This is a genomic window from Anianabacter salinae (assembly GCF_019061145.1).
GTDB classification, from domain to species: Bacteria; Pseudomonadota; Alphaproteobacteria; order Rhodobacterales; family Rhodobacteraceae; genus Anianibacter; species Anianibacter salinarum.
The window spans coordinates 487155-500693 of sequence record NZ_JAHQZS010000002.1 but is presented as its reverse complement, the minus strand read 5'-3'; the positions used below and the strand labels follow the sequence as shown (position 1 = coordinate 500693).

The following is a 13539-nucleotide window of genomic DNA, read 5'->3' as shown; positions in this document are numbered from 1 at the left end:
CTAGAGGTCGCGGTAGTTTTTCTCTTGCCGGGCAGTCCAGCGCACGGTGATGTCAAAGCCGCCCTCGCGCTCTGTCTCGGCGGTCACGATGCCTTCCTGGTGCAGCCAGGCGCGGCGCTTGCCATCGGAATAGTCAAGCTGCAGCACCCGTTCGCTGCGTTCGGAATCGAGCGTATCCGAGACCGCCGTCATCAGCGGCGCCACGCCCTCGCCGGTCAGCGCGGACATGGTAAAGACGCCCTCGGTGCGATCGGCGAGCGTCTGTAAGGCCTGCCGGTGGTCCGGATCCACAAGATCGACCTTATTCCAGACCTCGATCACCTCGGTGTCCTTGCTGACGCCAAGGTCATGCAGGATGGCTTCGACGTCCTTGGCCTGCGCCTCGGTGTCGGGATGCGCGATGTCGCGGACATGCAGGATCAGATCGGCCTCGAGCACCTCTTCCAGCGTGGCGCGGAAGGCGGCGACAAGCTGCGTCGGCAGGTTCGAGATGAAACCCACGGTGTCCGACAGGATCACCTCGGCACCCGTCGGCAAAACAACGCGGCGCATCGTCGGGTCGAGCGTGGCGAACAGCATGTCCTTGGCGAAAACGTCCGCCCCGGTCAGCCGGTTGAACAGCGTTGATTTCCCGGCGTTGGTGTAGCCGACCAGCGCGACGATGGGGAACGGCACCTTGGCGCGGGCGGCGCGGTGCAATTCGCGCGTGCGCACGACCTTGTCCAACTGGCGCTTGAGGCGGGTCAGCTGATCGTCAATGGCGCGGCGGTCCGCCTCGATCTGAGTCTCGCCGGGGCCACCGACAAAGCCAAGCCCGCCGCGCTGGCGTTCAAGGTGGGTCCACGCCCGCACCAGCCGGGTGCGCTGATAGCTCAGGTGCGCCATCTCGACCTGAAGCACGCCCTCGCGGGTGCGGGCACGGTCCGAGAAGATTTCAAGGATCAGCCCGGTGCGGTCGAGCACCTTCAGCTTCCATTCCTTTTCGAGATTGCGCTGCTGCACGGGCGTCACCGGCCCGTCGATCACGACCAGCTCGACCTCGTCCTCGTGGAACCGCTCGGCGAGTTCGGCCAGCTTGCCCTTGCCGAACAGCTTGCCGGGATGCGCCTTGGGCAGGCGCACGATCTCGCCGCCGCCGACGGAAAGTCCGGGCAGCGCATGGGCAAGCGCGATGGCCTCGTCCAGGGCGGGCTTGGCATCCTTCCGCTCACGGTCGCTGCGGATGTCGGGGTGGAGAACCCAGGCGCGGGTGTCTTCCTGTTCGGTCGTCTCCAAGATCTAGTCTTCACCGTCATACAGGTTGATCGGTTGCGACGGCATGATCGTCGAGATCGCGTGCTTGTAGACAAGCTGCGATTGGCCGTCGCGGCGCAGAAGCACGCAAAAATTGTCGAACCATGTAATGACGCCCTGCAACTTGACGCCGTTGATCAGGAAAATCGTGACCGGAACCTTGGTTTTCCGGACGTGGTTCAGAAATGCGTCTTGCAAATTTTGCTTGTCAGAGGCCATCAGGTTTTGCCTTTTTTCTTGCTCTGTCTGTAAGGCTCTATGCCCCGGGCAGTCCCTTATCAAGTATGGGCATGAGAATCGCAAGATTCCAGTCCCAAAATCAGCCCGTTACCCTTGCGGGTTAAAAGGAAGGCTCAGCGCCTCCAGAACTCTGGGTTGAGAATGGCGATGATCGCAAGCGTTTCAAGCCGTCCCAGCACCATCGCGGCGGCAAGGATCGCCTTGGCCGCATCGCCAAGGGTGGCGAAGGTCAGCGTGCCGCCGCCCGCCACCTCGATCAGCGGGCCGGTCGTCGAAAGGCTGGCGATGGTCAGGATCACGGCGGGCTCGAAGGCGATGCCGGTCATCGACAGCGCCAGCATTATGACGGCGATGGACATCGCGAAGAGCATGAAGAAGATCCACGCCACATAGGCGCCCTGCCGCCGGATGCGCCGGGCCTGTGGGCCGCTGCCCCCGACCGAGTTCGGCAGGACCAGTTTCTCCAGCTCGCGCAGCCCGTGGGAATACAGCGCATAGACCCGCAGCAGCTTGACCCCGCCCGCCGTGGTCGCGACGCCGCCGCCGATCAGCGCCAGCCCCATCAGCAGAAGGCCCGGCGTGCGGAACCCCGACCAGACCTGCGCCTCGCCCCATTCGGATGACACGAACCCTGTGGTCGACAGGAATGACATCACCGTAAAGATGCTGCCCCAGAGCGCGTTGAGCGCGGTGCCGAGGTCGGTGTCGCCCGGCCCCTCGATCGCGCCGAACCAGTGGCGCAGGAACAGGAACGCCGGCACCGCGACGGCGCAGCCAAGGCCCATGCGGAACTCGGGATCGGTGGCAAGGCGCACGAACCCGCGTTCCGGGCGGTCGCGGGTGAAGGTCTGGCGTGAGATGGCGAAGAACAGGAAGATGAAGATCACGACTTCGCCGCGCACGCCGGACACCGCGGTATCCGCCCCGCCGATGGGCGAGATGCCAGAGGTGGACATCGTCGACATGGCATGGATCGCAGCCACAAGCGGCGGATCGCCCAGCACGACAAGCGACACCCAAAGCGCCAGCGTCAGCCCCACATAGACCGGAAGAAGCTGCACGCTGTAGCCTTGCAGCCGCTGCGATCCGCTTGCGACAGAGGTGATCGGCCCGGACTGCGCGGTGGCGCCCTGCCCCGCCTCTGCCGGAGACAGCACCTCGAAGCCGCCAAGGTTCATCGGCGCCAGGATCGCCACCGCCGTGATCCAGAACAGGAATCCGCCCTGCCAGGCCACAAGCCCGCGCCACAGATGCTCGGTCGCCGACAGCCGCGCCGGATCGGGATACAGCGTCGCGCCGGTCGTGGTCAGCGACGACAGCATCTCCCAGTAAGCGTTGAAAAAGCCGGTGTTGCCGACGGCATCGTGAAATGGCACCGCCAGGACCAGCGGCAGAACGGTAAAGGCCGCGAGCAGAGACAGAAGGTAGCTGCGCGCGGGGCGGTCGGTCTCGTGGTTCCAGGTGGCGATGGCCAGAAGCACGCTCAGCGCCGAGAACACCACAAGGCCAAAGCCAAAGGACACCGCGTCGCCCCGGTCGCCCGCGCCAAGGGCCACCAGCGCGGGCACGGCCATCGACAGCGACGCGATCCCGATCAGGATGACGATCAGCGGAAGGCCAAGGATCCGCGCCAGCATCAGAAGAAGTCGATCGAGACCTGCAGCAGGCGCTCGACCTCGGGCACGTCGGCAGCCATCGCGAACAGCGCGATCACGTCGCCTTCCTCGATGCGGGTGCTGCCCGTGGGCTTGACGTACTTGCCGTCCTTCAGGATGCCGCCCAGCAGCACGCCTTCGGGAAAATCGGTGTCGCGCACCAGCTTGCCGGAAATCGGCGAGGTCGAAAGAACCTGCGCCTCGATCACCTCGGCCTCGGCGTCGCCGATGGAATAGATGTTGCGCACCCGCCCGTGGCGGATGTGGCGCAGGATGGAGCTGACCGTGGTCTGGCGCGGGTTGATGTAGGCGTCGATGTCGAGCGGTCCCATCAGCCCGACAAGCGTGGGATCGTTGATCAGGCAGATCGCCATGCGGCAGCCCGCCGATTTCGCCCGGACAGCGGCCAGAAGGTTGGTCTTGTCGTCGTCAGTCACGCACAGGATCGCGTCGGCGCGGTCGATGTTCGCCTCGGCCAGAAGATCGGCGTTCATCCCGTCGCCGTGCAGCACGATGGTCCGTTCCAGCGCGTCCGCGGCGTGTTCGGCGCAGGCGCGGTTCTTCTCGATCACCTTGGCGCGGATGCGCTCGGTCCGCGATTCAAGCGCGGTGGCCACTGCAAGTCCGACGTTGCCGCCGCCAAGGATCACCACGCGGTCCTGACGCTTGTTCGCCTTGCCGAAGATCTCGAGAGTGCGGCCGGTGTCGTCCTTGTGCGAAAAGACATAGACCTGATCGCCCTGAAACAGCTGGTCGCCGGCTTCGGGCGCGAACAGCCTGCCCTCACGCCGCACGCCCACCACGATGGCGCGCAGGGTTGAGAACAGGTCGGTCAACTGCCGAAGCGGCGTGTTCAGGACCGGGCAATCCTCTTCCAGGACGATGCCCATCAACTGGCCCTGCCCTTCGAGAAAGGTCTCGGTATCAAAGGCCACCGGCGCGGCCAGACGGCGCAGCGCGGCCTTGGCCACCTCGCGCTCTGGGCTGATGACCACGTCGATCGGCATGTGCTCGCGCCGGTAAAGGTCAGAATATATCGCCGTGAGATAGCTTTGTGCCCGCAGCCGCGCGATCTTGCGCGGCACGGCAAACACCGAATGGGCCACCTGGCAGGTGACCATGTTCACCTCGTCCGAATGGGTCGCGGCGATGATCATGTCGGCGTCGCGCGCACCCGCGCGGTCCAGCACATCCGGATAGCTTGCGTGCCCGGCGATGCCCTGCACGTCCAGCGTATCGGTGGCGCGGCGCACGAGATCGGCGTTGTTGTCGACGACGGTGACGTCGTTGCGTTCACCTGACAGGTGCCGCGCGATCTGCCAGCCGACCTGACCCGCGCCGCAGATGATGACCTTCATGGCACTCTTGTCCCGCCGTTGCCGAACCTAACCGATGGCAGAAGGCGCGGCGGGGGTCAACGCAGGCCGCTGCGGCGGGTTGCGCGCCCCCGCGCCGTCAGAGCCGTGCGAGGTAATAGGCGTAGGGGTGCGCAATCCTGTCTGCGCCGCCTGCCTTTTCCTCGTCGTTGAGAGTGTCCCAGTTGTTCCGCATGGCCATGGATGTGACATTGCGCGAGATCGCAGAGCCCCAGCTCTTGTGCAGCGGCACGCCCATGAAGCTGTTGCGCAGCAGGAACAACAGGCTCGTGCCGTAGCCCTGCGCCTCGAAGTCATCGAGAAACGCCCGGCTGTCGTTTTGCGACATCACTTCGGTTCCCTCTCCGGAGATTTGGGAAATGCCGATAAAAGTGGGGTTGGGATAGCGCGCTTTTTCAAAGTCCTCGACCGACAGAAGAGCCGTCTCGAACCTTGGATAGTGCGTTGCGATCCTCACGACGTAATCCGTCACCAGTCGCCCCGGCGGCGATGCGCCATCCGTCCATGCGACGATGATGTTGGCGCTTGCGCCGTCCAGGCAAGTCGAGCGGAACAGGTCCAGCCGGTGCGCCCCGCCGACAACGCCGTGGTTGTCGAAGCCTTCGACCGGCGCATAGACGATCACGGCAAAGCGCATCCACGGCCAATGGTCCTGCAGCTGCGCCATCATCGCGTCGGCGGCCTTTTGATAGTCGGACACGTCCAGCTTTGGCACGATGTCCTTGCGCACCTTGTCCTCGATGTTCGCATCCGCCCTGGCGTGGCAATCCTGCACCTCGGCGGCGACGGCATCGCGCAGCGCGGCGATCTGGCCATCGAACAGTGCCGCTATCCCGGTGGCCGACATCAGGTCTTCGCTTGGGTCGTTCTTGTGCCGTGCGGCGTTTACCGCCGCATAGGCCAGCGGCGCGAAGACGGCGAGCGACACGATCCCCAGCCCGCAACCCAGCACCTGCGGCGCATCGCCCCGGGTGGCCGCGTTCAGCGCCTTGAGGATGTTCTCCGCCGGGTCGTCGCTGGTCAGGCGCCGGACAAGGTGCATCACCTGGTCCTCGATGTTGCCGGGCCGGTACTTGTCGGCCAGAAACACCTGTTCCAGCGCGTCGCGGTCGCCCGCGTTGACGGGGTGTGTCAGGTCGGCGATATGCTGGCGCAAGTCGCGCAACAGGTCCGTCGGGCCAAGCGCCAGATCGCCCGCATTCACCTTGTCGCCATGGGCCGTCAACCGGTCGAAAGCGTCGTCAATGTGATGTGACAGCGTGTCGATCTTGCCCGACAGCTTGCTGATCATGTTCATGATCTGCTCTTCCGGGCTGGGACCACCGACAAAGCCAAGGATGATCCCAAGGCCCGCCGACGCAACGCCAAGTCCGGCGGACAGTTTGCCGAAGGCGGTGACGCCCTGCAGCAGGGTTTGAACCTTGTTCAGATCCTCGCCCGCCTTGGCCAGCTTGTCGGCTTCTTCGGCCCAGTCGTCAAGCTTGCCGGTCACCTCCTTGGCGACGTCGAACCCTTCCTTGGCTGTCTTCAGCGTGTCTTCCCCGTCCATGACCGGTGCTCCGTTTGATGTGGGCAGAGCCCACGCGGGCGGCACAATGCACGGGAGAAAATGATTACGCTGCGTCAACCCCTGCTCATGTCTGGCACGGACCGGGTTGAAGGCAAAGTGATTTTAGGGGCGGACCTTCAAGACAGGCCGACGGGATCATGCGCTCTGGCGTTCGTCTTCCTCGTCATCCTCGACATAGGCGACGCGGCCGCCGGTGCGGTTCGAGGTGACGACGCCCAGCGATTTCAGCTTTCGGTGCAGCGCCGAGCGTTCCATGCCGACGAAAGACGCCGTTCGGCTGATGTTGCCGCCAAACCGGTTGATCTGGGTCAGCAGATATTCGCGTTCAAACAACTCGCGCGCCTCGCGCAGGGGCAGCGTGGCAAGACTGCCCGACAGGATCACGCGGCCTTCTTCGGCGTTGCCCTGATTGCCGGTCTCGGGCAGCTCATCCGCGCCGATGGGTCCGGTGCCGTCGCCAAGGATCAGCACCCGCTCGATCACGTTCTTGAGCTGACGGACGTTCCCCGGCCAGACCATCGTCTGCAACAGGGCAATCGCCTCGTCGCCGACATCGCGCAGGGGCAACCCTTGGGTCTTGTTGAAGTTGCTGATGAAATGTTCCGCCAGCACCGGGATATCCTCGCGTCGTTCCTCAAGCGAAGGGACGCTGATCGGCACGACGTTCAGACGGTGGAAAAGCTCCTGCCGGAACCGGCCCTCGGCGATCTCGGCCTCGAGGTTCTTGTTGGTCGAGGAAACAACGCGCAGGTCCACGCGCACCTTGTCGCTGCCGCCAACGCGCTGGAATTGCTGTTCAACCAGCACGCGCAAAAGCTTGGACTGGGTGCCCAGCGGCATGTCCGCGACCTCGTCGAGGTAAAGGACGCCGCCGTCCGCCTGTTCCAGAAGCCCCGGCTCGATACCCCGTTCGGTGCCTTCGCGGCCGAACAGCACCTCTTCCATGCGGTCGGGTTCCACGGTGGCGGAATTGACCACGATGAACGGACGCTCCGCGCGGCCCGAATTGGCGTGGATATAGCGCGCGGCGACTTCCTTGCCGCAGCCTGCAGGGCCGGTCAGCATCACCCGGCCATTGGATTTCGTCACCTTGTCGAGCTGGCCCTTCAGCGACTTGAACGCTGCGGAAGCGCCGATCATCTCGGCCGAGGCCACGTCCTTGCGGCGCAGTTCCAGGTTCTCGCGGCGCAGGCGCGAGGTTTCCATGGCGCGGCGGATCACCACCAGAAGCTGGTCGATGTTGAACGGCTTTTCGATGAAGTCATAGGCCCCCTGTTTGATCGCGGCGACGGCGATCTCGATGTTGCCATGCCCCGAGATGATGACGATGGGGATGCCGGGGTGTTCGCGCTTGACGGCCTTGAGGATGTCGATGCCGTCCATGTGGCTGTCCTTGAGCCAGATATCGAGGATCATCAGTGCGGGCGCCTCGACGCCGATGGCGTCCATGCACTCTTCGGCGTTGGCCGCAAGGCGCGTGGCATAACCCTCGTCCTCGAGAATGTCGCCGATCAACTCGCGGATGTCCCGCTCGTCGTCCACGATCAGAATATCGCCCATCACATCGCTCCTCGTCTCATACCGCCAACTTGTCTGTCGCGTCTTGCCGTCCCGCCGCAATCGCGGCAGGCAGCCTGATTTCCGCCCGTGCGCCGCGACGCGCGCCGGGGGTAAAGGGGTCCGCATCAGTCAGGATCAGCGTGCCGCCATGTTCCTCGATGATCTTCTTGACGATGGGCAGGCCAAGGCCGGTGCCCTTTTCGCGCGTCGTCACGTAGGGCTCGAACAGCCGCGCGCGGTCTTCGGGCAGGCCGATGCCGTTGTCCGAAATGGTGATGATAACGCCGGTGTCGGCCTGTTCCATCGCCACTCGAACCTCACCCTCGTGATCTTCGGGGGCGGCACCTGCCTCGTGCAGCGACTCGATCGCCTCGCCCGCGTTCTTTATGAGGTTCGTCAGGGCCTGGTTCATCATCGTCGCGTCGATCTCGGCGGTGACATCGGGCACCGTGCGCACCAGCGACACGGCCACACCCGGCATCGCCTCTTCCTGAAGAACGACCGCATCCTCGAGCAGCTTGGTCAGGTCGTTCACGCGCCGGTCGGGTTCCGGCATCCGGGCGAATTTCGAGAATTCGTCGACGATCCGCCGCAGGTCGCCGGTCTGGCGGATAATCACGTCGGTATACTGGATCAGCGTGTCCGCCTCGTCGCCGACCTTGGGCGCGAACTTGCGCTTGAGCCGTTCGGCAGACAACTGGATCGGGGTCAGCGGGTTCTTGATCTCGTGCGCGATGCGGCGGGCGACATCGCCCCACGCCGCCATACGCTGTGCGGTCACCAGATCAGTCACGTCGTCAAAGGCGATCACATAGCCTTCGGGGTGGCCATCCTCGTTGCGGCGCGTGGCGATGCGCACCAGAAGGTTCTCCAGCTTGCCCGAACGGCCAAGGCGGATTTCCTCTTGCGCGACCTCGGCCCGGCTGGCGCGCAGGCGGTCGAACAGCGGCACGAATTCGGGCACCGACAGCGACAGCGTCTGCGTCGCCCCCGCAGTCGGCGGCAGGCCCAGCAGTTTCTCGGCAGAGCGGTTCACGAAGGTCAGTTGCCCCTGTGCGTCAAGGCCGATGACCCCGGAGGTGACCGACGACAGCACCGAATCGAACAGCCGCCGCCGCCGTTCCACCTGCGCGTTGGTGTCCAGAAGCGCGTCGCGCTGCGCCTTCAGCTGCCGTGTCATCTGGTTGAAGATGCGGCCCAGCATGGCGATCTCGTCATCGCCCTGCTCTTCCTTGAGCTGCACTTCAAGATCGCCCGCGCCGACCCGTTGCACTGCGCCCGCAAGGCGGCCCACGGGGCGCGAAAGTCGCTCGGCGAACCACAGCCCCAGCCAGATCGCCGCAAGGATCAGGATCACCGCAAAGCCGATATACAGAAGCCCGAACTCGAACAGGATGCGCCCCCGCTCGCTTTCAAGCTGGGTATAGAGGCCGACGGTTTTCTGCGTGTCGTCCAGCAGCGCCAGAAGATCGCCATCGACCGACCGGCTGACATAGAGGAACCGGTCAAGGAACCCGTCCAATGGCGTCAGAGCGCGGAACTCGTTGTTGTCCCAATCCTCGATGATGACCGTTTCGCCCGCGCGCGCCTGAGCTATCGCCTCCGGGTCGGGCTGCTCGAACCCGAACAGATACGACCGCTCGCCCCGCGCCCGGATCTCGCCGGTGCCGTCGATCACGTAAGCCTCACTCAGCCCGCGCTGGATAAGTTGCTGCCCTTGCGTAAGCTCCTGCCGAAGCTGGCCATCGGACAGGATGAAATTCGCTCGGCGCTGATCCTCCAGGAACCCCGCCAGGGCGTCGGCATCGGTGGACAGGTCGGTGCGGTGTTCCTGCTCATACGCCTGCGCGGCGGCGAGCGACGTGCGCACCACCTCGCGCACACGGTCGGAAAACCACCCTTCAAGGCCGACGTTCACGGTCAAGACGGCAAAGATCGCCACCAGGATCGTCGGCATCACCGCGATCCCGGTGAAGGCGCCGGTTAGCCGCAGGTGCAGACGCGATCCGGCGGAATGCGCGCGGCGGGCCGAGATCATCTCGGCGATGCGCTGAAGCACAAGCGCGGCGACCACGATCACGTAGACAAGGTCGGCCAGCAGCACGAGCCGCAGGCCCATCGACGACGCGCCCTGGTCGAGCGGGCCGAACACCAGATACGTCGAAACGGCAAGCACCGGGCCCAGAATGATCAGGCCAAGCGTCGCCGCAGTCTGCACCCGGCGGGTTCGCCGCAACCGCATGAATTGTTCAAGGCTCATGCCTCGCATCGCTGCGCGCATGGTGGGGACAACCTTTTACCAAGCACCGCTCACTCGCGGCGTTACCGCCATCGGTGGCTCCGGCGCTTAGTGCCGATTTGCCACTCTTATGTTGCGCTTTTACATCAACTTGCGGCGGCGTGTCACCTGAATATCGAGGTCTGTGATCTTTTTGCGAAGCGTATTGCGGTTAATGCCCAGCAAATCGGCGCATTTCGCCTGATTTCCGCCCGTGGCGTCCAGCGCGATCTCGATCAGCGGCATTTCCACTTCCTTGAGGATGCGCTGATACAGGCCAGGCGGCGGCAACACGCCGCCATGAAGGTCGAAATAGCGCCGCAGGTGCTTGGCCACCGACGCCGACAGCTTCTCGCCCTCGCCCCCGCCCTGCAACGGCTCCATCGCGGGCTGGTTGCCCAGAACCGAATCGACCTCGGACCGGGTGATGATTTCCTCGGGCGAGGTGACGACCAGCCGCCGAACGGTGTTTTCCAGTTGCCGCACGTTGCCGGGCCAGCTGTAGGCGCGCACAAGGTCCATCGCGTCCTCGCCGAAGCGGCGCAGGAACAGCCCGTCGCGTTCGGCGCGGGCAAGGAAATGCTGCGCCAGAAGCGGAATGTCGTCGACCCGTTCGCGCAAGGACGGGACATGCACGGTCACGCCGGACAGGCGGTAATACAGGTCCTGCCGGAACAGCCCCTGTTCCATCCGGTGCGTCAGGTCCGACTGCGACGTGGCCATCACGCGCGGCGCGTTGTCGGTAAAGCTGTCGAGCATCCGCACGATCCGCGCCTGCGCCTCGAGATCCAGATCGCCGATCTCGTCGAACAGAAGCGAGCCGTTGCGCGACCGGCTTATCAGCGTGGATGGCCCGTCCATCGTCGCAAGGTCTGCGCCGGTTCCCACGACGAACGGCAGCGACCGGCGGTCACTGAAATCATGGATGGCGCGGGCGATCAGGGATTTGCCGGTGCCCGATTCGCCGGTGATCAGCGCGGGCAGATCGGTGTTCATCACCCGCGCCACCAGCCGGTAAAGCGCCTGCATCGCGGTCGTGCGCCCGACCAGCGGCAAGTCATCCTGCTCGCCGGTGCCTTCGGGTTTTGTGCGCGCCACCGGCGCCCGGCGCTTGACCTCAAGCGCGCGGGCGGCGCGTTTCATCAGGTCGGGCAGATCGAACGGCTTGGGCAGGTAGTCGTAGGCTTCCTTTTCGGCCGCCTGGATCGCCGTCATGATCGTGTTCTGCGCCGAGATGACAATCACCGGCAGGCCCGGGCGTTGTTCGGCGATCTTCGGCAAGGCCTCCAGCCCGTTGCCGTCGGGCATGATAACGTCCGAGATCACAAGGTCGCCCTTGCCCTCTTCGACCCAGCGCATCAGCGTCACCATCGAGGATGTCGCGTGCACCTTGCATCCCGCCCGCGTCAGAGCCTGTGTCAGGACCGTGCGGATCGTGCGGTCGTCATCGGCGACTAGAACGGTGCCGTCCATGGTGGGCTCTCCATAATTCTGAGTTCAAGGGACCGCGTCATGCGCCGTGATCCTCTTTGGGGGCTTGCGGAAGCGAGAGGCGAAAGGCGGTGCGCCCCGGCACGGAATCGACGCTGATCCAGCCGTCGTGGTCCGAGATGATCTTGGACACCAGCGCAAGGCCAAGGCCGGTGCCGTTCTCGCGCCCCGAAACGAAGGGCTCGAACACGTCGGCGGCGATCGCGGGCGGAAGGCCAGGGCCGTCGTCGATGATCTCGACCTGCAGCGGCAGGCGCAGCGGCGTGCCATCGGCCGAACGCAGGCGCAGCGACATATCGTAGAAGGTGTGCAGGCGGATCGTCCCGCCCTTGGAGCCCGACGCTTCGGCCGCGTTCTTGAGCAGGTTCAGGAACACCTGGATGATCTGGTCACCGTCCACATGGGTCGACGGCAGCGAGGGGTCGTAATCCTCGATGATGCGCATGTTCGCGGCAAACCCGACCATCGCCGACTTTCGCGCGCGGTCCAGAAGGTCGTGGATGTTCAGAACCTTGCGCTCCGGTGGGCGCAGGTTGCCGAACTGTTCGACCTGGTCGAGCAGCACCACGATCCGGCGGCTTTCGGCGACGATCAGGTCGGTCATCTCGCGGTCGCCGTTCGACAGGTTCATCGACAGAAGCTGCGCTGCGCCGGTGATCCCGGCGAGCGGGTTCTTGATCTCGTGCGCCAGCATCTCGGCCATGCCGATGGCCGATTTCGCCGCCGATTTCACTGACATCGCCCTGCCAAGACGCTGCGCCAGCTCGCGCGGCTCGACGGTGACAAGCACATGGCCCGGAATACCCTGCAAGGGCGCGATCTGGATGTTGCACTGGACCGGAGGCGCGTTGCCGCCCGAGACGTCGACAAAGTTGATGAACAGCGCACCCTGATCGACGCGCACCCGGCGGAACGCCTCGTCCAGCGGCGCGTCGATGGCCAGCCGGTCGAAGAACGGCGAGTCCGCCAACGCCTTGCGGGACAAGTTCAGGAACTGCTCCGCCGCAGGATTGGCGTCGACGATCCGGTCCTCGGCGTCGATCAGGAAGCTGGGCATCGGCAGCGACGACCAGATCGCGGACTCGAGCGCGCTCATGCCGCAAGCCTTTCGCAAGAGCCAAGCGCCTCGGGCAACAGCGCCGGGACGTCCGCCGGTGCGGCGGTTAGAACCCGGCGGCGCAGATCGCCCTCCGTGCCCGCATGATCCATGTACCACCCCAGGTGCTTGCGGATCACCTTGGCGCCAAGCGCGGCGCCATAGAACGACAGGCTGGCCTCATAGTGGCCCGCGACCATGTCGGCGAATGCGGCGCCCACAGGGATCACCGGCGCGGGCGTGCCGTGCAGGGCGTGGGCAATCTCGGCCAGCCGCCAGGGCGTGCCTTGCGCGCCCCGCCCGATCATCACGCCGTCGGCGCCCGACAGGCGCAGCGCCTCGCGCGCATCCTGTGCGGTGCAGATGTCGCCATTGGCGATCACGGGGATGCGCACGGCGTCCTTTACCGCGCGGATCGCCCCCCAGTCGGCGCGGCCCTTGTAGAACTGGCAGCGCGTGCGGCCGTGGATCGTGATCATCGCAATGCCCGCAGCCTCGGCGCGCCGGGCAAGTTCGGCGGCGTTCAGGCAGTCGTCGTCCCAGCCCAGCCGGGTCTTGAGCGTCACCGGAACCTGCACAGCCGCCACAACCGCGTCGATCAGCGTCAGCGCGTGGTCCAGATCGCGCATCAGCGCCGAGCCGGACAGCCCGCCCACGACCTTCTTGGCGGGACATCCCATGTTGATGTCGATCACGGCGGCGCCGTTGTCCTCGACCATGCGCGCGGCGCGCGCCATCCATTCGGCGTCGCGCCCGGCAAGCTGCACGGCGGTGCCCGAGACACCAAAGCCAAGTTCTGCGCGTTCGCGCACGCCCGGCTTGGCCTGCACCATCTCCTGGCTGGCGACCATCTCGCTGACGACCATCCCGGCGCCAAAGCCGGCGACGAGCGTGCGGAACGGCAGGTCGGTGATCCCGGCCATCGGGGCCAGCAGGACCGGAGGGTCTGGCGGAAGTCTTGCCACTTGCTTGGTCAAACG

General features: G+C 65.1%; 10 protein-coding genes. All 10 read right to left on the bottom strand.

Annotation, left to right across the window (positions count from 1 at the left end):
• The gene (gene hflX / locus KTJ87_RS07020; RefSeq protein ID WP_267138387.1) at positions 1-1275 is read right to left on the bottom strand and encodes a GTPase HflX; all 1275 of its coding nucleotides are present in this window, start codon (positions 1273-1275) and stop codon (positions 1-3) included.
• Positions 1276-1278: 3 nt separating this feature from the next.
• Positions 1279-1512, bottom strand: a complete 234-nt coding sequence (hfq, locus tag KTJ87_RS07015; protein ID WP_267138386.1) for an RNA chaperone Hfq — start codon at positions 1510-1512, stop codon at positions 1279-1281.
• A 134-nt stretch (positions 1513-1646) separates the two neighbouring features.
• Entirely contained in the window at positions 1647-3170 is a 1524-nt protein-coding gene (locus KTJ87_RS07010) for a TrkH family potassium uptake protein (protein ID WP_267138385.1), read from the bottom strand.
• Positions 3170-4546: a Trk system potassium transporter TrkA gene (trkA, locus tag KTJ87_RS07005; RefSeq protein WP_267138384.1), complete on the bottom strand. Its 1377-nt coding sequence runs from the start codon at positions 4544-4546 to the stop codon at positions 3170-3172. The genes KTJ87_RS07010 and trkA overlap by 1 nt, the downstream gene beginning before the upstream one ends.
• A 97-nt stretch (positions 4547-4643) precedes the next feature.
• The gene (locus tag KTJ87_RS07000; RefSeq protein ID WP_267138383.1) at positions 4644-6113 is read right to left on the bottom strand and encodes a hypothetical protein; all 1470 of its coding nucleotides are present in this window, start codon (positions 6111-6113) and stop codon (positions 4644-4646) included.
• A gap of 156 nt (positions 6114-6269) precedes the next feature.
• The gene (gene ntrX / locus KTJ87_RS06995; protein WP_323371667.1) at positions 6270-7694 is read right to left on the bottom strand and encodes a nitrogen assimilation response regulator NtrX; all 1425 of its coding nucleotides are present in this window, start codon (positions 7692-7694) and stop codon (positions 6270-6272) included.
• 16 nt (positions 7695-7710) lie between these two features.
• A complete protein-coding gene (locus KTJ87_RS06990) occupies positions 7711-9975 on the bottom strand; it encodes a sensor histidine kinase NtrY-like (protein ID WP_267138381.1) in 2265 nt (754 codons plus the stop codon).
• Positions 9976-10074: 99 nt separating this feature from the next.
• The gene (locus KTJ87_RS06985) at positions 10075-11445 is read right to left on the bottom strand and encodes a response regulator (protein WP_267138380.1); all 1371 of its coding nucleotides are present in this window, start codon (positions 11443-11445) and stop codon (positions 10075-10077) included.
• A 37-nt stretch (positions 11446-11482) separates the two neighbouring features.
• On the bottom strand, positions 11483-12559 hold the full coding sequence (locus KTJ87_RS06980) for a two-component system sensor histidine kinase NtrB (RefSeq protein WP_267138379.1): 1077 nt from the start codon (positions 12557-12559) through the stop codon (positions 11483-11485).
• A complete protein-coding gene (gene dusB, locus KTJ87_RS06975) occupies positions 12556-13524 on the bottom strand; it encodes a tRNA dihydrouridine synthase DusB (RefSeq protein ID WP_267138378.1) in 969 nt (322 codons plus the stop codon). Before dusB ends, KTJ87_RS06980 begins: the two co-directional genes overlap by 4 nt.
• Between the last annotated feature and the right edge of the window lie 15 nt (positions 13525-13539).